Source organism: Terriglobales bacterium (assembly GCA_035487355.1).
GTDB lineage: Bacteria > Acidobacteriota > Terriglobia > Terriglobales > Acidobacteriaceae > QIAW01.
Window position 1 is genome coordinate 1 of sequence record DATHMF010000115.1, and the last position, 20,595, is coordinate 20,595.

The window sequence follows — 20,595 nt, forward strand, 5'->3', positions numbered from 1 at the left end:
GGCTACGTCTTCCTCAGAAAACGAGGTCACCCATGGCTAGCGAACCTGTTCCCGGCATTCCTTCACGCCGCCGCAGCTTTGCCGGCCCCATAGTTCTGATTTCGCTCGGCGTGATCTTTCTTCTGGGGAACATGCATGTAATCACCTGGCCCAGCCTGGCAATTTGGTTTGCCCACTACTGGCCGCTGCTGCTGATCCTTTGGGGTGTCATCAAAGTGATCGAGTACCAAATGGCTCGCCGCCAGGGATACCAGTCTTCCGGCATAGGGGTTGGAGGAGTGTTCCTGGTCATCTTTATCGTTGTCTCCGGCCTCGTGGCTACCGAAGTTGTAAGGGTAGATTGGACGGGGCTTCATAAGAAGCTGGATGATTTAGGTGTCGAGATCCCTGTCGGCAACAAATACGAGTATTCCAACCAGGTTGATCAGGCCGTCGCCTCGCATGGGGTTTTCACTTTGGCCCTGCAACGCGGTTCGATCACGGTATTGCCTTCGACCGATGAGAAGGTGCATGTATCGGTGAAGAAGACGATCAGAGCTTCTTCCCAGGAAGAAGCTGACCGTATTGATCAGGCCACCCAGCCCGAGATCAAGACCGACGAGATTTCCACACCGAAGATACCCAATCTGCCTGATGTGCCTGGTCTCTCTTCAGCCGAAAAAGACAAAATTCGCGCAGAAATAGACCATGCCCGCGCCGAAGTGGATCGGGCAAAGTCACAAATAGACCGCGCTCGCGCCGAGGCCGAGCATGCGCGTCAAGAGATCATCCGCGTGAACATTGGGTCTTCTTCCAACAACTCTGCTGAAGACAACATCGAATTGCACGTTCCGCCGACACTCACGCTGGAATTGAGCACCCAGCGCGGCGATATTGAAGTGCGCAGCCGGCAGGCAGACGTGAAGCTTATTGCCAATCATGGCGACGTTACTGTAGATGACCTGACCGGCAACGCCACCATTACCATGCATGGCGGAATGCAGGGAGGGAACTTGAACGTGCGCAACGTCAAAGGCAACGTTACGGTTGAGGGCCACGCCGACGACAGCAACTTCTCCAATATCAGCGGTCTGGTATCTATGAACGGCGATTATGTGGGAGAGACCATTGTGCAGAACGTGGAGCAGGGGTTCCGCTTCAACTCCTCCCGCACCGATCTCGAGACCGGAAAAATTCAAGGTGAGCTGCGCTTTGATGGAGACAGCCTGCGTGCCAGCAATATAAGCGGCGGCTTCAAGGTGACCACCCGCTCCAAGGACATCCACCTGGAAGACGTCGTGGGCGACGTTGAGGTCAACAACAAGAATTCTGAAGTACAACTGCGTACCAGCAAGCCGCCTGCCGGGAATATCCTGATTACCAATAAGGACGGAGGGATCGAGGTCGCTTTCCCCAGCCAGAGTGCCTTTCAGGTAGATGCTACGGTTCGCGGCGGCCAGATTCACTCCGACTTCGAGCAGGTCAAAATCCAGAACCCCTCTGAAGACAATGCCACTGCCAGCGGCGCCGTCGGCGCGGGCGGCAAGAAGATCCAGCTTTCCACCGAACATTCTGATATAGAGATCCGCAAAAGCGATGAGAAGAGTTCGGAAAACAAAGATCAGAAATCCGACAAGAAAGATCAAAAATCCGACAAGTCAGACGAGTAGCGCCGGCGTCTCGCTTTGATCGCAATTCCAATTACCAAATTACCCGATTATTCAATCCCTCAATTCTGGGCATGGCCCCATTGTGATATCAAACTCTTCATTCCTGAGAAACCCGGATTATCATTGTCCCTGGAAGTGTATCCAGCATCCCAGGATGCGAGGGCATTGCTCTATTTTGATCTTTGAAAATTGATTCTATGAAGCGGATTTGTGAATATCCTCACAAGCGCAAAGTAAATTTCACGCCCCACTGATCGTTTACTAATTTAATAACAACAGACACTTGCTGCTTATACTTTTTATCCCATTCTATCTAGTTGATTTGTAATGGCTTGCTACTTAAGCCGACAAGCCAGCAAGTGGTGAGGGGTAAAGCCAAAATTATAAGATGGCAAGATTACTAAAAGATTACTAGCGGCAAAGACCGTTCCTGACAATGCCTACTCCGACGTGAAGTAATCCACCGGCACCGGATTTTCAAAGAGGGAGTAGTCGCGGGTGACCACGATAATGCCGCTTTCGGTCACAAAGTAATTCTGCCGGTCGCTTTCCGGGTCGTAACCGATCACAGTGCCCTCCGGGATGTGCACATCGCGGTCAATAATCGCTTTGCGGATGCGGCAATGGCGGCCGATATTGACGTGCGAAAAAACGATGCTCGCGTCAACCTCAGCGTAAGAGTTGACCCGCACATCCGGCGAGAGCAGGCTGTTCTTTACGCTGCCTCCGGAGACGATGCATCCCATGCAGACGATGGAATCCACGGCCTCGCCCCGGCGTCCGGGTTCGGCGAAGACAAATTTGGCCGGCGGATACTGGCGCTGGTGCGTGCGGATGGGCCACTCCTTGTCATACAAGTTGAAAACCGGTGAGACCGAGACCACATCCATGTTGGCCTCGTAATAAGCCTCCAGGGTGCCCACGTCGCGCCAATAGAGCGCCTCTTTCTTGTTCTCATCCACGAAGTTGAACGAATACACCCGGTACTCATCCACAATGCGCGGCAGAATGTCATGTCCAAAGTCATGCGAAGAGTTCGGATCCTCGGCGTCTTTTAGCAGGATGGGCAACAGAACATCTGTATTGAACAGATAAACCCCCATCGAGCCGGAAACCATGCGCGGATTGTAAGGCGAACGGATATCGGTGCTCTGCGGCTTTTCCTGAAAGCCGACAATGCGGCCTTCGCGGTCAATTTCTACCACGCCGAAGCGCGAAGTTTCGCTGGGGTCAACCAGAATGGTGGCCAGGGTAACGTCGGCGCCGGCATCCACGTGTTGCCGCATCATCAACTCGTAATTCATCTTGTAGATATGATCGCCGCTCAGCACCAGCACGCGCCGGGGCTGCTCGCTGCCGATGGAGTAGATGTTCTGATACACGGCGTCCGCCGTGCCCAGGTACCAGTTGTCGCTCACCCGCTTCATGGGCGGTAGAATCTCGATGAACTCGCCCAGGTGGCGCGAGACCAGATTGCTCCATCCTTCGCGAATGTGGCGGTTCAACGAGAGTGCCTTGTATTGCGTGAGGATATGGACCTTGCGCAGGTCTGAATTAATGCAGTTGGAGAGGGTAACATCGATAATGCGGTAGATGCCGCCAAAGGTAACTGCAGGTTTAGCGCGGTCGCGCGTCAGCGGGTATAAGCGCTCCCCCGCGCCTCCAGCTAGCAGAACTCCCAGCGTGTCTTTCATGTTTGGTTGTACTCGACTGCTTGATCTGCCAGAAAAGGATGGTACCAGACAACAGGCCCATTGCCCACCGTCTGGCCCGGCGCATTACCTAAGCGTAACACGTTGCCAGCGCGCGGAGCGATAGGGGCCAATTTCTTCTATTCGTCTTTCTTCTATTCTTCCAGCCGGATGCGCAACGATTTCAGGAACTTCATGTCCTGAGCGGTGATCTGGAACTCAGGCTCGTGCGCATTCAAGGAAGCCGTGACCATGGCAGGATTGCTGCTCTCTTCGCCCTGCTGGGTGAACCCGACAGTAGCTTCCAGGACCAGGAATATGTCATACCCTGCGGCCTTGATATCGGCAATCGCTTTTGCAATCGGCTCGGACTCTGAGAGCGACTGGTTGATGGCCTCTCCCAGGTGCTTAATTCGTTTTTTGAGGTTTTCGTCCAAGTTTTCAATCCCCCCAGGAACTCCCGTTTGCTCTAGCTCTGAAGACGCAACTATAACATTGCCGGTAATAGGGCGGCTTTGAGGGTCCGTATTTTTGGAGCGTTTCCGGGACTTCCAAAATTTGCGGAAAAATCCGGTGAAACGCCTCCATCCAAAGGGAAACATTGACTTCTCCTCCATTGGATGCTTGCTTGGGCATTAAAGTTTAATGGAAATCTGTGTTGCCAACTGTAAAAATTAGCCAGGTCAGTTTAAACGAAGGTGTGTGACCTCCCGGGTGCTCTCAATCCCCAATTCAACAGATTCATGACAAAGCCTTCAAAAGGCCCCTCCGCGTCCTCTGCGGTTTAGTTCCATCGCCGGCTGCTAAAATGCCAACAGTGGCTGAGGTTTCCAATAGTCGTAAATTCGCTGCTGCCAGCCGGGTCGCCGGACGGTATGCCGGCCGAAGTCGCACGATTTCAGCCGCACGGAATGCCATTTCCACAGTTTTGCGATCCCTTGGCCGAGTTGCCCACCGGCTGTGGCACGAGGTGATGGGATCTGTCTTCTTGGTTTTCTCTCTCGTGGGAGGCCTGTCGGCATATCGTGAGTATCGTAAATACTCATCGCAGATGCCGCATCCAAGCGCGTCACATTTGATCGCGGCTGGAGTATTTTCTCTGGTATTTCTTTATTTCGGCATCAGCTCCTTCTGGCGTGCTTATTTCGGCGCCCGCGCACGAGAAAACTCGAGAGGAAAGAAGTAACCCAATGGCCGGGCCCACGAAACCCGCCAACACATCCACTTCCGGACTACCTACTCAAACCTCTTCCGGCATTGAAGTGCAGCCCGTATACACCCCGGCCGATCTGGAAAAGCAGCAGCACGATCAGGAGTTGCAGGTAGGCTATCCCGGTCAGCTTCCTTTTACGCGCGGCATACAGCCCACGATGTACCGCGGACGCCTCTGGACCATGCGCCAGTACGCCGGCATGGGCGACGCTGAGGAATCGAATAAGCGTTACAAATATCTGCTGGCCCACGGGACCACGGGTCTCTCAGTCGCCTTCGACCTGCCCACGCAGATCGGGATGGATTCCGACCATCCCATGGCCCTGGGCGAAGTCGGCAAAGTCGGCGTGGCCATTGATTCCATCGAAGACATGCAGCGGCTTTTTGCCGGCATTGATCTGGAGAAAATTTCCACTTCAATGACCATCAATGCCACTGCTTCCATCTTGCTGGCGCTCTACATCGCCGTGGCCAAACGCAACGGCAGCGACCTGCGCAAGCTGAGCGGGACTGTGCAGAATGACATTCTGAAGGAATACATTGCGCGCGGGACGTACATCTATCCCCCGCGGCAGGCGATGCGCATCATTACCGATCTGTTTGCCTATGCCAACCGCAATGTGCCGGAGTGGAATACCATCTCCATTTCCGGCTACCACATGCGTGAGGCGGGATGCACCGCCGTTCAGGAAGTCGCCTTTACCTTGGCCAACGGCCTGACCTATGTGCAAGCTGCGATTCATGCCGGCTTGAACGTAGATGAATTCGCTCCCCGCCTTTCTTTCTTCTTCAACTGCCATAACAATTTTTTGGAAGAAATTGCCAAGTTCCGCGCCGCGCGGCGTATGTGGGCCCGCCTGATGCAGGAACGCGTTGCAGCAAAAAATCCGCGTTCTCTCATGCTGCGCTTTCATACCCAGACGGCAGGCTCGACCCTGCAGGCCCAGCAGCCTGAGATCAACATCGCGCGCACGGCGCTGCAGGCGCTGGCGGCGGTCCTGGGGGGCTCGCAATCGCTGCACACCAATGGCTTTGACGAAGCGCTGGCTTTGCCTACAGAAGAGGCGGCACGCATCGCGCTGCGCACCCAACAGATCATCGCCTACGAATCGGGGGCGCCCCAGACTGTTGATCCCCTGGCCGGTTCGTACTACATCGAGTCTCTGACCGATGAGATCGAAAAACGCGCCCAGGTTTACCTGGATAAAATTGACGCTCTCGGCGGCATGCTGAAAGCCATTGAGATCGGCTATGTTCAACAGGAAATCCAAAATGCCGCTTATGCTTTTCAGCAAGCGGTGGATTCCCACCAGGCCGTCATCGTGGGCGTGAATCAATTCCAGATCGAAGAGGAAAAGGGCCCGCCCATACAGCGCGTGGATGAGGCTCTTGAACGCAAACAGGTGGAGCGTGTACGCGCATTGCGTGCGCGCCGCGATGCGGCTGCATGGAAGACCGCGCTCCAGCACATAGAAGACGCCGCCCGCTCAGGCGACAACCTGATGCCTCATATTATTCATGCCGTGGAAAACTACGCTACCGTCGGCGAAATTTCCGACACCCTGCGCCGAGTTTTTGGGGAGCACCAGGAGACAGTGGTGATTTAGTCAGAACTGCTTGAGGTCGCAGAGCTACGGAGTTTTCTGTGCCTCGTACTGACATGCTTCGCGGCAATCGAGGCAGTAGTAGTTCCCATCGATACAGAGGCGGACATTAAGGTCATTTTGACAGATGGAGCAATAACGTTCGCACTTGCAATCTTCTTCTTTTGCACCGCACAGCAGACAGACAAAGTAATCGGCCATGACCAAGAATGTACCGCGTTTTTCTCTGGATTGAAATAGGGCCGCGATTCCGTAGGGAAACCTCGTTCATTTGCAAAAAGTCCGCTTAAAAGCCTGGATTGCTCTCAAACCCCGGCGCTTGCAACATGCGGCTTGGAACTGTTAACTTGAAAGGTTCGGCACCCAATTCTGCTCCAATCTGCCGGAGAAGGAACTGACTTGTCCCAGACTTTTGAGGCCACTACCACTGTGCTGCGTAAAACCGCGCTCAATGCTGTCCATCGCCAGATGGGAGCAAAAATGGTGGACTTCGGCGGCTGGGATATGCCTATCGAATATTGCAACTCGCCCCTCGGCCCGGGGGGGCTGATGAAAGAGCACCTGGCTGTGCGCACTGGCGTGGGCGTCTTCGACGTCAGCCACATGGGCGATATCCGCGTTACCGGCCCCGAAGCGCTGGCTGCGGTACAACACATTTCCATGAACGACGCCTCGCACCTTACCATTGGCCAGGCCCACTATTCGGCGCTGCTCTACCCCCAGGGCACATTTGTGGATGACGTGATTGTTCATCGCCTGGGCGGGAACGTGTACCTGCTGGTGATCAATGCCGGCACGCGCGAAAAAGATTACAACTGGGTCCGCGAAAACATAAGGGAATTCAACTGCACAGCGGAAGATATTGGCGACCTTTACACCCAGATCGCGATTCAGGGCCCCAGGGCGGCTGACCTTCTCCGCAAACTGACCGATGTAGATTTGGCCTCTATCAAGAACTATTGGTTTACGCACGGGACGGTTTGCGGCTTGAAGAACACTCTCATCGCTCGCACCGGCTACACCGGGGAAGACGGCTTTGAAATCTACGTTCCTTCGGATGAAAAGACGAGTGCCGAGGTCTGGAACAAAGTTCTGGAGGCGGGAAGGGAATTCAATATCCTCCCCTGCGGATTAGGCGCGCGCAACACTCTGCGCCTGGAGGCCAAGATGGCGCTCTATGGGCACGAGATATCCGACACCATCACCGTGCTCGAGGCCGGCCTGGAGCGCTACTGCAAATTTGACAAAAGCGATTTCATCGGCAAAGCCGCGCTGGAAAAACAAAAAGCCGAAGGCATTAAGCGCGTGCTGGTAGGCTTGGAATCCGTTGAGCGCGGCATCCCGCGCGATGGCTATAAAGTTCTGGACGGCTCTGGGATTGAAATTGGCTACGTCACCAGCGGATCCTACGCGCCGTTTTTGAAGAAAAATATTGCCTTGGCCTATGTGCCGCCAAAGTTTTCTGAAATTGGTTCTACGGTGAACGTTGAAATCCGGGGACAGAGCGTGAAGTGCCAGGTGGTGCCAACGCCGTTTTATAAGAAACCAAGAAAGCAGTCATGAGGTGCCGTTAGAAGCCAGGAATAATCGGGCTTTAGCCTTGAGGTTCGAATCGAAAAGCTCAAAAATATTTATCAAACCAGTTTTATATTTAGAGGACATTCATGGCATATCCCAATGAGTTGAAGTACACCCGCGAGCACGAGTGGGTAAAAGTTGAAGGCAAAACCGCCACCGTGGGCATTACCAACTATGCCCAGGACCAACTTGGCGACATCGTTTTTGTCGAGCTTCCTAAAGTGGGAACCGAGGTCACCAAGGGTAAAAGCTTTGGCACGGTGGAATCGGTGAAGTCGGTCTCGGAGATCTTTGCCCCGGTTTCCGGCAAAGTTGTTGCCGTGAACGAAGCCCTGGCCACTGCCCCGGAAAAGATCGACACTGACGCTCACGGTTCGTGGATGGTCCGCATAGAAATGAAGGACCCAGCGGAACTTAACGGATTGCTTTCCGCCGCCGATTACGAAAAATTTATCACCGAAGAACAAGGACACTAATTTGATTGAGTGATTGAGTCATCGGGTCATTGAGTGATTGTCTTGCTCGTCGTTTCAATGGCGCAATGATTCAATGATTCAATGACCCAATTCATTCATGCGTTATCTTCCTAAATCTCCAGCAGACCGCGAGCAGATGCTGCGCGAAATCGGCGCAGCGTCGATTGACGAACTTTTTTCTCACATTCCCGATGAATACCGGCTGAACCGCGACCTGAAAGTCACGCGGCAGTTGGCGGAATCGGAAATTGTAGATTACTTCCAGCAGCGCGCTTCCGAGTGCGCCGCTGGATATGCCAACTTCCTGGGAGCTGGGGCCTACAATCACTATCGCCCCGTGGTAGTTGATTCGCTCGTCTCGCGCGGCGAGTTTTTTACGGCTTACACACCCTATCAAGCTGAGATCGCGCAGGGAACGCTGCAGGCCATCTTTGAATTTCAGAGCATGATCTGCGAGCTCACCGGCATGGAAGTCGCTAATGCCTCCATGTACGACGGCTCAACGGCGGTTCCCGAGGCTGTGATGATGGCCATACGTATCACCGGACGTTCCGGCGCGGTGGTTGCGCGCAGCTTGCACCCGGAGTACCGTGGCGTGCTCAGCACTTACTCCAAGTATCAAGGAATCCCCGTGGCCACGATTCCTTTTCTGGCCAATGGCCGTGTGGATCTTGACGCTCTCGATCAGGCCATCAGCGATCAGACCGCGTGCGTTGTCATCCAGTCGCCGAATTTTTTCGGGACCATTGAAGACGTTACGGCTGTAGCTGATGTGGCCCATAAAAAGGGTACGTTGCTGATTGTCTCCATTGCAGAGGCGATTTCTTTGGGGATTGTGAAGCCGCCTTCCGAGGCCGACATTGTTGCCATGGAAGCACAATCGTTTGGCGTGCCTCTGGGATTCGGCGGGCCCTATGCCGGTGTAATCGCGACTCGCGAAAAATTCGTCCGCCAGATGCCCGGGCGCCTGGTCGGTCAGACCGTAGATCAGCAAGGCCATCGCGGCTTTGTGCTTACGCTGGCCACGCGTGAGCAGCACATCAAACGCGAGAAGGCGACCTCTAACATCTGCACGAACCAGGCCTTGATTGCAACCATGGCTACTATCTTTATGACCATCTACGGACGCGAAGGATTTAAAGAGCTGGCCCAGCACAATCTCGCCAAGGCGCACTATGCTTCACAACAATTCGGAAAGAAAGCCAAGGTACTGTTTGAGGGCGCACCACGGTTTAATGAGTTTGTGGTGCAAACAGCGGAAGATCCTCACATCATCAATAACAAGCTGCTGGCAAAAAATATTATTGGGGGGTTCCCGTTGCAGAAGTTCTATCCTGAACTCGGCAATGCAGCCCTTTGGTGTTGCACCGAAATGATCACGCGCGAGCAGATTGAGTCTGCCGCCCAGGCGGTAGCCCAATGAGCGCCAAAGAAATGAAGAAAGTAAGGCCGCATCCCAGCCAGAATGAAGGATTGATCTTTGAAAAATCCTCGCCCGGCAAGAAAGGTTACAAACTTCCTCCTCTGGATGTGCCGCCGGTAGACGCCGCCAAACTTCTTGGAACCAGTGAGCGCCAGGACTTGGGCAACATGCCCGAGGTCAGCGAATTTGAGATTATCCGCCACTTTACCCGGCTTTCCACCTGGAACTACGCCATTGATCTGGGGATGTATCCGCTGGGCTCCTGCACCATGAAGTACAACGCGCGCGTGAATGAAGCTGTGGCCCGCATCCCTGGGCTGGCCAACGCGCATCCCTACCAGCCGGAGAAGATGTCGCAAGGCGCCCTGCGCATTCTCAGACTGCTCGCCGATTACCTTCTGGAAATTACCGGCATGGAAGCGATCACGCTGCAGCCTGCGGCCGGAGCGCACGGCGAGATGACCGGCATCCTGCTCATTCGCGCTTATCTGGAATCCAAGGGGAACCCGCGCAAAAAAATTCTGATTCCCGATTCGGCACATGGTACTAACCCTGCTACCGCAGCCATCTGCGGTTATACCGTCGAGAACCTCAAATCAAATTCCGCCGGCATGGTTGACGTGAGCGCTCTGGCCGCGCAGATGAACGAAGATGTAGCCGGCATCATGCTCACCAATCCCAACACGCTGGGCATCTTCGAAGAAGAAATTCACAAGATTGCCGACATCCTGCACGAAAAGGGCGGTCTGCTCTACATGGATGGCGCCAACATGAACGCCCTCGTGGGCAAGACCCGCCCCGGCGATTTTGGCGTGGATGTGATGCATCTTAACCTGCACAAGACTTTTTCTACACCGCACGGCGGCGGCGGACCGGGCTCAGGCCCTGTGGCCTGCAAGAATCATCTGGAACCCTTCTTGCCGATTCCAGTCGTTGTGACCAAGCCGGACGGCAGTCTGGGTTTTAACTATGATCGTCCAAAGGCCATCGGTCGTGTGCGCATGTTCTACGGTAACTTCGGAATGCATGTGCGAGCGTTGGCCTACATCATGGCCAATGGCTACGATGGCCTGCGCCTGACGACGGAAGACGCTGTTCTCAACGCCAACTACATTCGCAAAAAATTGGAAGATGTCTACGAAGTTCCGTACAAAACCCCTTCCATGCACGAGGTCATCCTGAGCCACCATCGCCAGGCTCGGCAGGGGGTCAAGACAGGAGACATCGCCAAGCGGCTCATTGACTACGGCTTTCACCCCTACACAACAGCGTTTCCGCTCATCGTTGCCGATCACGGCGCCATGATGATCGAGCCCACGGAGAGCGAATCCAAGGAAGAGATGGATTTGTTCATTGAAGCCATGCGTGCCATCGCGGAGGAAGCACAAACCGAGCCCGACACAATTCTGAAAGCGCCGCACACGACCCGCGTCTCGCGCTTGGATGAGGTCACCGCAGCCCGCAAACCGGTTCTGTGCTGGAAGCCGGAAAAAGTTTAACCACAAAGGACACGAAGGTTAACCACAAAGAGCACAAAGGAAAGCGAGACAATTCATATGCGATTTCAATCAGCCCTGTGCTCATGGGCATCTGGACGACTGCCAGTAGATATCAATACCGAAACCAACAGATCTTGCTGATTCTTTGTGTCCTTCGTGGTTAACCTTCGTGTCCTTTGTGGTTAAATCCTTCTATGTCGGTTTACGAAGATCGCAAGCAAGAACTTGAAAAATACGAATTCATGATGGGTGTGACTCGCGGCCGCCTGGCCGTCACCATGGACGCCCTCACCGACGCCCTAGTCCTCGTCGGCCAGCACGGAGTCTACTGCCAGAGCGCCCGTCAGCCCGGTAAGCCCGCCATGGACGTGCAGATTATTCTTAAGTGCCTGAACGACTCAAAGGAACTAATTCGCTCGGTGATGGAAGAGCTTGAAAAAAACAAATCCGCCACGGATGAACACAGATAAACACGGGATTTGTTCTAATTCGCTAATAAGCATCCGTGTTGATCCGTGCAAATCCGTGGCGAAAAACTACGCCGTAACGTACTTTCCCGCTTCCAGCACGCGATCAGCGATCTTCTGCCGCAGAGCAATCGTATTCACCGGCTCATATTTAAGCAGCCGGCGCAAAATCGCAAGCTGGGTACGCAGCATGTCGCCTTCAGCCACTGCAGCAATGACTTTCCTGGAAGCAGCTTCAATTTTTTCCATTGCTTCCATGATGTAAACCTGCGTCATGGCAATGGCCAATTGTGCGGCAGCCTCGCCCTTGTGCGCAACGAGTTTCTGCGTACGCAGCAGGGCAGACTCCATGGCGAAAACTTCGATCAGGATGTCTGCCATTGCACCCATGATCTCCTGCTGATCGGGCAGCGCCATCATGTATTTTTGTGAGGCTGAGCCGGCAACGAACAAAGCTGTCTTCTTGGCATTCGACACGATGGTGCGTTCGGCGGCCAGCGCCCCCTCCAGCGGCTCAGCAAGACTCGGTCCAGCCAAGACTTCATCCATCAGCTTCTTGATCGCCGACATCAACGGAAGCTTGCCCGAAACTGCCTGCTTCAGCAGCCAGCCGGTGGTGATCATACGGTTGATTTCGTTGGTGCCTTCGAAGATGCGGTTAACGCGCGAGTCGCGATAGGCGCGCTCTGCCGGGTACTCCTCTACGAAGCCATAACCACCGTAGATTTGTACGGTCTCATCCACGGCGCGGTCCAGCAGCTCCGAGCCCCAGACTTTGGCGATGGAGCATTCGACGGCATGTTCTTCGATGCCTTTACGGATTTCGCGCGAAGCTTCAGGGCTGTTCTTGTCAATGTTGGCGAGGGCAGCATCGATCATGCCCACGGTGCGATACACCAGGGCCTCGCCGGTGTAGATGCCGATGGCGATGTCAGCAATCTTTTCTTTAATCAGGCCAAATTCGGCGATGCTCTTGCCGAAGGCTTTGCGCTGCTTGGCATAGCCAATGGCGTTCTGCAACGCGGTGCGCGTGCCGCCTACGCAGCCCGCCCCCAGCTTGAAGCGGCCAATATTGAGGATGTTGAAGGCAATGACGTGTCCTTTACCAATCTCGCCCAGCAGGTTTTCTACGGGGACTTTGCAGTCGTTCAGGATCAACGGACAAGTGGAAGATCCACGAATACCCAGCTTTTTTTCTTCCGCGCCGGAAGAGAAGCCCGGGAAGGTCCGCTCCACGATGAACGCGGTAAATTTCTCACCATCAATCTTGGCGAAGACGATGAACACATCGGCAAAACCGCCGTTGGTGATCCACATCTTCTCGCCGTTGAGGATGTAGTGCTTGCCGTCAGGCGAGAGCACCGCCTTGGTGCGGGCATTGAGCGCATCGGAGCCCGAGGTTGATTCTGATAGAGCGTAAGCGCCAATCCACTCGGCGGTGGTCAGCTTGGGCAGATATTTTTTCTTCTGCTCTTCGGTCCCGAAGTAGACGATAGGCAGGGTGCCGATGCCTACGTGTGCGCCAAAGCTGACGCTGAAGCTGCCCGACTTGGCAATGCGATCGGCAATGATGGCGGAAGAGACTTTATCCATGTCAGCCCCGCCATATTGTTCGGGGACATCCACCGTGGCAATGCCAATCTCGCTGGCCTTGCGCAGCAGTTCGCGCGTGACCGCCCACTCCTTGTGCTCGATCTTCTCGTTATTCGCAACAATTTCTTTGATCGCGAACTCTTCCGTGGTCTGCGCTATCTGCTGGTGCTCATCGCTGAAGTCTTCCGGTGTAAAGATGTCTTCCGGGCTGCGGTCTTCCAGCAGCCAGCTTCCGCCGCCGATTTTTGTCTTGGGAACTGCTGTAGCTGTTGCCATAAAACCTCTTTTCACCACAGAGGCACAGAGACACAGAGAAAAGCGATTCGTAATTTCATGTTCAACAACCAATCTTTCTGTGCATAGCTCAATCTTGTGTCACGTTAAAATTGAAACGAATTGTTCTTCTCTGTGCCTCTGTGTCTCTGTGGTTCAAATTAATTTAGATTCTCGAAAATCCCTGCTGCGCCCATGCCGCCGCCGATGCACATGGTCACCATGCCATAACGTCCATTACGCCGCTTCAGTTCGCGGATAATCGTCGCCGTCACCTTCGCCCCCGTGCACCCCAAAGGATGTCCCAGTGCAATGGCTCCGCCATTGGGGTTGATCCGCGCCGGGTCGAGCCCAGCTTCTTTGATCACGCTCAGCGCCTGCACAGCAAAGGCCTCATTCAGCTCGATCACGTCGATATCGCTTAGCTTCAATCCTGCCAGCTTCAGCGCCTTGGGAATGGCGAAGACCGGGCCTAGTCCCATCTCTTCGGGCTTATATCCGGCCGTGGCAAAGGAAACAAAGCGTGCCAGCGGCTTGATACCCAAAGCCTGCGCACGTTCGGCACTCATGACGACTGCTGCTGCCGCGCCATCAGACATCTGCGAAGAATTTCCCGCCGTGGTGATGCCGTTGACATGGAATGCCGGTTTAAGTGCTGCTAGAGCATCAAGAGTCGTATCAGCGCGTGGGCCTTCATCCATTTTGAATTGGATGTCAATGCGCTTTGGCTTACTGCCATTAGGAGTGGTAAAGCTTACCGGCACGGGCACGATTTCTTCGTCAAACTTGCCGGCTGCGATCGCCGCCAGTGCTTTCTTGTGGCTGTTCAGTGAGAATTCGTCTGCTTCCTGACGGCTGATACCAAAGCGCTTGGCAAGACGTTCCGCCGTGAGCCCCATGGAAAGATAAGCATCAGGATAGTTCGCCACCAGCCAAGGATTGGCGCTGATTTTGTTCCCACCCATCGGAACCATGGACATGGATTCAGTCCCACCAGCCACAACAACTTCAGCTCCGCCTCCACGTATGCGTTCCGCACCCAGCGCAATCGCCTGCAGGCCGGAGGAGCAAAAGCGGTTGATGGTCATGGCCGAGACCTCGACAGGCAATCCTGCAATTAACGAGGCAGTGCGGGCGACGTTCATCCCCTGCTCGGCCTCGGGCATGGCGCAGCCCAGGATCACGTCTTCAATCTCATTGCGATCCAGTTGCGGCACCCGGTCGAGGGCGCCCTTGATGGCAACGGCTGCAAAATCGTCGGGACGCGTTGCCCGTAAAGTTCCTTTGAGTGCTTTGCCGACCGGCGTGCGGACGGCGCTGACAATAACAGCTTCTCGCATATAGTTACCTCTACTATCTACTGATGAGCGTCAGTATGGCGATGACTCCAAAAATAACCCAGGAAAAATGCTTTCCCCGCGTGGCCCCGAGCGATAGCACTGCACAAGCCACAAAGATACAACCAATAATCGTTCGTGCGCTTACAAAAGAGCTTGTACCCAAACTCATGTTAAGCAGCAAGGCTGCCATTCCCCACATCAGCACTGTAGTGAGATGCCAGGCGAACCATACCGAGCGCCGCATCATCCGGGAGCTGCCGGCTAATTTGGGTAACTCCAGGCCCAGCAGTCGCCGGATAATTAAGCGCTCACCCAGGGCCGAATGCACCGCCCCCAGCAGAAACGTCAATATCGCCGCGACGAAGAGCAAGATGTTCATTTGCCTGTTCCCAGGGCCAACCGCAGGCTTATCCAAGCTCTAGCAAATTACCCGATTACCCAATTACTCAATTCCTCAATGTCTTTCCCGTCTTCAGCGTGAACTGAATCCGCTCCTGCGTCTTGCGCTCGCCGCAGAGCGACTTGAAGCCTTCACGCTCCAGGTCGAGCAGATACTGCTCGCTCACCGGAGTCCCCGGCGATACGCTGCCGCCGCACAGCACCTCTGCGACTTTGTTGCCAATCTTTACCTCATGATCGCTGATGTATTCGCCCTGGCGCATCAGGTAAACCCCGAGTTTAAGTGTAGCCAGAATATTTTCACCCGGAGCAGGAACATCCGTGCGCGGAACCGGCGCCTTGTAGCCGCTGCGTACCAGTTCCAGCGCCCGTGCTTTGGCGTCAGTCAGTACGCGTTCGCGGTTCATAGAGATCTCATCGCCGCTGGAAATAAATCCGTAGCCACGCGCTTCTTCAGCAGAGGTAGAAACCTTGCCCATGGCAATGGTTTCAAAGGCGCGTTTCATGGCTTCCATGGTCTCCACCGATTCGCCCCGCCCATCGGGTCGGATAGATCTCGCCGCATCCACCGCACGCAGCGTCATCTCTTTGCATCCGCCACCGCCCGGCAGCAAGCCGACGCCGACTTCCACCAAGCCCATATACAGTTCGGCATGTGGCTGGCGCAGCGCCCCGTGCAGTCCCACTTCGCAGCCGCCTCCTAGAGTCATTCCAAAGGACGCAACTACTACCGGTTTAGGAGAGAACTTAATAGCCTGAGTCATACCTTGGAAGCTGCGGATCATGAGGTCAATATCATCCCACTCGCCCTCTTGGACCGCCATGAGCAGCAGCATGATATTGGCGCCTACGGAGAAGTGCTGCGCGTCATTGGTGATGACAAATGCGTCGAAGTTGTCGCCGGGCCCGGGCCCCGAACCCGGTTTCAAAGTCTGCGTGACAAGCTGAACAATATCGCCGCCCAGGGCATTCATCTTCGAATGAAACTCAATACAGCCCACACCATCGCCTAGATCTATCAGTGAAGCACCTGCATTCTTCTTCACCACGGCATTTGGTTTTTTCTTAGCAACCTCGACCGACCACACACCCTCGGAGACTTCTACCGGCTTGTAGTCGCCGGTTTTAAGATCGAAGTAAGCGCGCCCCGAAGCTGCCTCAGGCGCATCTACATACCAGGATTTCTTGCCGCTGCTTAAAAGCTTCTCCACATTGGCCGAGACCGGGCGTCCTTCTTTCTTCATGCGAGCCACGGTTTGCTCTACGCCGGCCGCGTCCCACAGTTCGAACGGACCAAGCTCCCAGTTGAAGCCCAGCTTCATCGAGCGGTCAATTTCTACGATGGAATCGCAAATCTCGCCGACGCGGTTGGCAGCGTAGGTCCAAAGGTCGGGCAGCGTAGCCCACATGAATTGCGCTACTTTGTCTTTGGCCGGGTCGCCGCCTAGCAACATGCGCAGCCGCTCGGCGGTGGATTCGACGTTCTTGGCCATATCCAGCGCCGCGAACTTCGGCTTCTGGCGCTCGCGATACTCCAGCGTTTTCCAATCGAGTCCCAGTCGCTGCTCGCCTTCGGCGGTTTTCTTCTTCTTATAGAAGCCGCCGCCGGTCTTGTCGCCCAGCATCTTGCGCTCGAGCATTTGGTTGAAGAACGGGGGCAGCTTGAGTTCTGAGCGCTCGTCTTTGATGTTGGTGGTCATGTTGCTGACCACGTGACCGAGGATGTCGAGTCCGACCAGATCAATGGTGCGGAACGTCGCCGACTTGGGCCAGCCCACCGAGGCTCCCGTCAAAGAATCGATTTCTTCGATGCTGAGGTCCATCTCCTGCATGACGCGTATAACGTTGAGCACCGAAAAGGTGCCGATGCGGTTGCCGATAAAATTCGGCGTGTCCTTGGCATAGACCACTCCCTTGCCCAGGCGCACATCGCAGAAGTGAGCAATCGCCTCCATAGAGGCTCGATCAGCCTCGGGCGTTGGGATCAGCTCCAGCAGCCGCATATACCGTGGCGGATTAAAAAAGTGTGTGCCAAACCAGTTGTGCCGCAGGTCTTCCGAGAAGCCTTCGGCAATCTTGCCGACTGGCAAGCCGCTGGTGTTGGTGGTGATGATCGTCCCCGGACGCCGCACCGCTTCCACCTTCTTGAGCAGCTCACGCTTGATATCGAGACGCTCGACCACGGCTTCGATGATCCAATCCACCTCGGCCAGCAGTTTGATGTCGTCCTCAAAATTGCCGATGGTGACCAGCCGCACCAGTGAGGGATCAAAAAAGGCCGCCGGTTTCGATTTTTTCGCTGCCTCGAGTCCTGCGGCCGCAATCGAGTTGCGTTTCGTGCGGTCGTTGCTGCCGGCCGCATCGGGAGGAACTATATCCAGCAGATAACAGGGAACACCGGCGTTCGCCATGTGGGCGGCAATGCGCGCGCCCATCGTACCTGCGCCCAGAACCGCGACTTTATGAATCCGTTTGTGCATACGTGCTCGCCAGAAGAGATTTATGTTTTTCGGTTGAGACTGCCAAATCTGGAACTACCGGACAACACCACATTTGACGGCGCCAAAAGCTCGCCGTCATGCCGCGGCGAAATCTTAACAGGTTTGAATAAACTCTTACTAACAGGGTTGAATAAATTAACGATGAAGACTACTGGATGCACCGCTGCTTTCAACGGCGCAAGGGTTTGATCGCCGCGAATCCCGCCGCGTGATGCCTTAGAGCGGACTTGCATGATGAAAGAAGGCGCAGGCTGAATAAAGTGGGGTGAGGATGGCTCCAGCCTGCACCCGTTATGATGAGCTTAATCATACTGAATGAACACTCATTCAGTCAAGTTTATACATTTTTGCCTTCCTTTGTGTTTCCTTTCGTCTGCCTTTGTGCCCTTTGTGGTTAAGCTCCTGTCTCTATGGCGAAATCAGCCTTGCCAATCCAAACGCCGCTGCTGCCGCCACACTACCGATGATCACCGTCTCCAGAGCGCTGCGGAGGGCATGTGCGCCAGTAAAGCGTCCCTTGATGTAGCCGAAGGCTGCCAGCGCCACCAGCGTAACTCCTACGGAAAAGGGCAGTGCGGTATGGGTATCGCGGATAAACATATATGGCGCCAGCGGAATCAATCCTCCCACGATATACGAACCCGCGATGGTTACCGCGCTTTGCAGCGCACGTTTGGGTTCTGGTTTCTCCAGACCCAATTCGAAGCGCATCATGAAATCAACCCATGCCTCGGGATGCTGCTTTAATGCTTCCACCAGCGTTGCGCTTTCTTCGGGCTTAACCCCGTAGGCCTCAAAAATTTCGGTAATCTCATCGGCTTCGACCGTGGGCTTCTCTCTGACCTCGGTCTGTTCGCGAATTCGTTCACTGGTATAGTGTTCGGCGTCGCTGCGTGCCGCCAGATATCCGCCCAATCCCATGGCGATGGAGCCAGCGGCAATTTCCGCGAGGCCGGCCACCACCACCAAACCGCTGGCCGCAACTGCGCCGGTCAATCCCGCGGCCAGCGCAAAGGGTACAGTCAATCCATCGGACATCCCAATCACAACGTCGCGGACCTTTTCTCCGCCGGTAAAGTGGCGCTCAACATGATGCGGCGTTTCCATGACCTGCTCCTGTGCTGGCATACCATGCTCCCGTAGGAGCCTTGGTTATAACAGCGCCCTCAGCGGGTTGCAACTGCTGGAGAATGAGGATGTCTGGCACTGTTGGGTAATATGGGATTCCGTTTACGATGACGGACGAAGCGAGACATTTTTACAAGCGCATTCGTTAAGTGTTTTCCCGAAATGGGATATCTTCAGTTAGGGCGGCGTCAGATGGCTCAACTTCAGTTGCGGCGGTCTCATCTTCCTGCAACGGAGTGGCCTGATGAAAAATTACGCGCCATGAGCCGTTGCGCTCAATCCAGATTGAACTCCGGTGGCTGCGATTGAAGTATTGTTGCCCCTTATAGCGGCGCTCTACCGTGACGATGTAGGTGAGGATCACGCATGTTGGGTCAATGGGCAGCAGCCGGAAGCACTCGAGCCAGTAATCCAGCAGATGCACAAATTTGAGTCTATCGAGCACCTGGGCCTTCGAAAAAAAAAGGCCACTACCGCTGATTTCACGGAAGCCCTGGGCCAGCGCAGCTTCAACGGCAACGAAATCGCGGCGCTTCTGAGCAGCGAAAATGCTCCGTTCTTTGGCGATGAGCTTTTCTTCCAGCTCTTTGAGTTCTTCGCTGGTCATAATATTGAGTCTCTGGTGATGGGGGTGCCCTGGTGAAAGATCATGCGCCATGAGCCGGCCTGCTCAATCCAGGTTGAGCTCCGGTAAGCCCGAGTGACCTCTTCCTTCCCCTGGAGGCGGCGCCGTACGGTGGCAATATAGGTGACGATCATGCAGCTTGCGCTGACCCGCAGCAGTCTGAATTGTTCGAGCGAGTAGTCAGTGATCGCCGCCGGATCTTTGAGGGCATTCATGATTTCCGCTTTCGAATAGGATTTCCCGCCTTTGCCGATCTCATAGAATCCATCGGCCAGCGCGGTAGCGACAGCAGAAGGGTCGCGCCGCTTCAGGGCGGCGAGAATGCTTCTCTCGTTGGCGATAAGTTTCTCTTCAAGTTCTTTGCTGATCATGTTGTTCTGTGCCTGTTTTGAATCCCTAATGCAGAGACGGGCCTGCTGCGCCTCAATTTTACAAAGGAATGGCGGCCAATTCTGTCACAGTACCTTCGACATGGTGATGCCGTGACACTCCACGCCGTCTTTTAAAGGACGCGAGGTTCGAACTGCTTCTGTGCCGGTTTGGATATACCCCAGCTTGCGATAAAACGGCGGCAAATCCGGTCGCAAGCTGAGGACAACAATATCCACGTATTTACAGCCGTGCTTACGGCAATAATCTTCGGCGGCCTCGACCATCACGCGTCCCAGGCCCGTGCCCTGCCGCGAAGGATCAACCGACAACATGCCGAAATATCCGCGCTCGCCGCGCAACTCCGTATAGACCGCCGCGACAATGCGGCGCGCGCCCTTGACAGCGGCCCCCGCTTTTGCAACGCCGTCCGCAATTTCTTCGGCAATAATTTCCGCAACCAGGAACTCGCCCTTGCGCATCATCTCCGCCATGCGCTCCTCATCGGTGCCCGTGCCGTCGAGAAAGGTCTCAATGGCGAAGGCGGCATTAACCACCGGGATCATGGCAGGCATATCGGCAGCGGTTGCTGCACGGATGCGAACAGGAGAAATCGAATCTTTAATAGCAGCAATCATTCGAGCACTCTATCCTCTTAACTATATATTGTGACGGGTATCGCCTAAAGCCAGGCGCAGGGTATGATTTTCAAAGCGTTCACGACCCTCCTAAGATGCTTTGCCGCACACAATGACTCGACGACCCGAC

General features: G+C 54.8%; 17 protein-coding genes. 7 read left to right on the forward strand and 10 right to left on the reverse strand.

The window, feature by feature from the left end:
* Positions 1-32 precede the first annotated feature (32 nt).
* On the forward strand, positions 33-1,649 hold the full coding sequence (locus VK738_20810) for a DUF4097 family beta strand repeat-containing protein (GenBank protein HTD25102.1): 1,617 nt from the start codon (positions 33-35) through the stop codon (positions 1,647-1,649).
* A gap of 440 nt (positions 1,650-2,089) precedes the next feature.
* On the opposite strand, the gene glgC is transcribed toward VK738_20810, so the two are convergent.
* Positions 2,090-3,391, reverse strand: a complete 1,302-nt coding sequence (gene glgC / locus VK738_20815; protein ID HTD25103.1) for a glucose-1-phosphate adenylyltransferase — start codon at positions 3,389-3,391, stop codon at positions 2,090-2,092.
* Positions 3,392-3,495: 104 nt separating this feature from the next.
* Complete coding sequence (locus VK738_20820) at positions 3,496-3,777, reverse strand: hypothetical protein (GenBank protein ID HTD25104.1); 282 nt, start codon at positions 3,775-3,777, stop codon at positions 3,496-3,498.
* Between the two features lie 753 nt (positions 3,778-4,530).
* Here VK738_20820 and VK738_20825 point away from each other — a divergent pair.
* The 6 genes from VK738_20825 (at position 4,531) to VK738_20850 (ending at position 11,602) form a co-directional block, all read left to right on the forward strand.
* The gene (locus VK738_20825; GenBank protein HTD25105.1) at positions 4,531-6,159 is read left to right on the forward strand and encodes a methylmalonyl-CoA mutase family protein; all 1,629 of its coding nucleotides are present in this window, start codon (positions 4,531-4,533) and stop codon (positions 6,157-6,159) included.
* Between the two features lie 396 nt (positions 6,160-6,555).
* The gene (gene gcvT / locus VK738_20830; GenBank protein HTD25106.1) at positions 6,556-7,719 is read left to right on the forward strand and encodes a glycine cleavage system aminomethyltransferase GcvT; all 1,164 of its coding nucleotides are present in this window, start codon (positions 6,556-6,558) and stop codon (positions 7,717-7,719) included.
* A gap of 101 nt (positions 7,720-7,820) precedes the next feature.
* Positions 7,821-8,210 carry a glycine cleavage system protein GcvH gene (gene gcvH, locus VK738_20835; protein ID HTD25107.1) on the forward strand — a complete coding sequence of 130 codons (390 nt, stop codon included), beginning with the start codon at positions 7,821-7,823 and terminating at the stop codon, positions 8,208-8,210.
* A 97-nt stretch (positions 8,211-8,307) separates the two neighbouring features.
* Positions 8,308-9,633, forward strand: a complete 1,326-nt coding sequence (gene gcvPA / locus VK738_20840) for an aminomethyl-transferring glycine dehydrogenase subunit GcvPA (GenBank protein ID HTD25108.1) — start codon at positions 8,308-8,310, stop codon at positions 9,631-9,633.
* On the forward strand, positions 9,630-11,132 hold the full coding sequence (gene gcvPB / locus VK738_20845; protein ID HTD25109.1) for an aminomethyl-transferring glycine dehydrogenase subunit GcvPB: 1,503 nt from the start codon (positions 9,630-9,632) through the stop codon (positions 11,130-11,132). Before gcvPA ends, gcvPB begins: the two co-directional genes overlap by 4 nt.
* A 194-nt stretch (positions 11,133-11,326) precedes the next feature.
* Positions 11,327-11,602, forward strand: coding sequence for a hypothetical protein (locus VK738_20850; protein ID HTD25110.1), 276 nt, complete (start codon positions 11,327-11,329; stop codon positions 11,600-11,602).
* Between the two features lie 66 nt (positions 11,603-11,668).
* On the opposite strand, the gene VK738_20855 is transcribed toward VK738_20850, so the two are convergent.
* The 8 genes from VK738_20855 to VK738_20890 all read right to left on the reverse strand — a co-directional run bounded on the left by VK738_20855 (position 11,669) and on the right by VK738_20890 (position 20,465).
* Positions 11,669-13,468: an acyl-CoA dehydrogenase family protein gene (locus VK738_20855; GenBank protein ID HTD25111.1), complete on the reverse strand. Its 1,800-nt coding sequence runs from the start codon at positions 13,466-13,468 to the stop codon at positions 11,669-11,671.
* Between the two features lie 158 nt (positions 13,469-13,626).
* Entirely contained in the window at positions 13,627-14,805 is a 1,179-nt protein-coding gene (locus VK738_20860; protein ID HTD25112.1) for an acetyl-CoA C-acyltransferase, read from the reverse strand.
* Positions 14,806-14,818: 13 nt separating this feature from the next.
* Positions 14,819-15,184 (reverse strand): hypothetical protein, encoded by a 366-nt coding sequence (locus VK738_20865; protein HTD25113.1) that lies wholly within the window; start codon positions 15,182-15,184, stop codon positions 14,819-14,821.
* A gap of 67 nt (positions 15,185-15,251) precedes the next feature.
* Positions 15,252-17,684 (reverse strand): 3-hydroxyacyl-CoA dehydrogenase/enoyl-CoA hydratase family protein, encoded by a 2,433-nt coding sequence (locus VK738_20870; protein ID HTD25114.1) that lies wholly within the window; start codon positions 17,682-17,684, stop codon positions 15,252-15,254.
* 429 nt (positions 17,685-18,113) lie between these two features.
* Positions 18,114-18,833, reverse strand: a complete 720-nt coding sequence (locus tag VK738_20875; GenBank protein ID HTD25115.1) for a VIT1/CCC1 transporter family protein — start codon at positions 18,831-18,833, stop codon at positions 18,114-18,116.
* Between the two features lie 145 nt (positions 18,834-18,978).
* Entirely contained in the window at positions 18,979-19,440 is a 462-nt protein-coding gene (locus VK738_20880; GenBank protein ID HTD25116.1) for a nuclear transport factor 2 family protein, read from the reverse strand.
* The gene (locus VK738_20885) at positions 19,437-19,829 is read right to left on the reverse strand and encodes a nuclear transport factor 2 family protein (GenBank protein ID HTD25117.1); all 393 of its coding nucleotides are present in this window, start codon (positions 19,827-19,829) and stop codon (positions 19,437-19,439) included. The genes VK738_20880 and VK738_20885 overlap by 4 nt, the downstream gene beginning before the upstream one ends.
* An 84-nt stretch (positions 19,830-19,913) precedes the next feature.
* Entirely contained in the window at positions 19,914-20,465 is a 552-nt protein-coding gene (locus VK738_20890; protein ID HTD25118.1) for a GNAT family N-acetyltransferase, read from the reverse strand.
* Positions 20,466-20,595 lie beyond the last annotated feature (130 nt).

Coding starts and splice junctions, on each gene's coding strand:
- VK738_20890 (HTD25118.1), bottom strand. CDS start 20,465: ATGATTGCTGCTATTAAAGATTCGATTTCTCCTGTTCGCATCCGTGCA.
- VK738_20870 (HTD25114.1), bottom strand. CDS start 17,684: ATGCACAAACGGATTCATAAAGTCGCGGTTCTGGGCGCAGGTACGATG.
- VK738_20875 (HTD25115.1), bottom strand. CDS start 18,833: ATGCCAGCACAGGAGCAGGTCATGGAAACGCCGCATCATGTTGAGCGC.
- VK738_20885 (HTD25117.1), bottom strand. CDS start 19,829: ATGATCAGCAAAGAACTTGAAGAGAAACTTATCGCCAACGAGAGAAGC.
- VK738_20855 (HTD25111.1), bottom strand. CDS start 13,468: ATGGCAACAGCTACAGCAGTTCCCAAGACAAAAATCGGCGGCGGAAGC.
- VK738_20865 (HTD25113.1), bottom strand. CDS start 15,184: ATGAACATCTTGCTCTTCGTCGCGGCGATATTGACGTTTCTGCTGGGG.
- VK738_20880 (HTD25116.1), bottom strand. CDS start 19,440: ATGACCAGCGAAGAACTCAAAGAGCTGGAAGAAAAGCTCATCGCCAAA.
- VK738_20825 (HTD25105.1), top strand. CDS start 4,531: ATGGCCGGGCCCACGAAACCCGCCAACACATCCACTTCCGGACTACCT.
- gcvH (HTD25107.1), top strand. CDS start 7,821: ATGGCATATCCCAATGAGTTGAAGTACACCCGCGAGCACGAGTGGGTA.
- VK738_20860 (HTD25112.1), bottom strand. CDS start 14,805: ATGCGAGAAGCTGTTATTGTCAGCGCCGTCCGCACGCCGGTCGGCAAA.
- gcvPA (HTD25108.1), top strand. CDS start 8,308: ATGCGTTATCTTCCTAAATCTCCAGCAGACCGCGAGCAGATGCTGCGC.
- gcvPB (HTD25109.1), top strand. CDS start 9,630: ATGAGCGCCAAAGAAATGAAGAAAGTAAGGCCGCATCCCAGCCAGAAT.
- VK738_20850 (HTD25110.1), top strand. CDS start 11,327: ATGTCGGTTTACGAAGATCGCAAGCAAGAACTTGAAAAATACGAATTC.
- VK738_20810 (HTD25102.1), top strand. CDS start 33: ATGGCTAGCGAACCTGTTCCCGGCATTCCTTCACGCCGCCGCAGCTTT.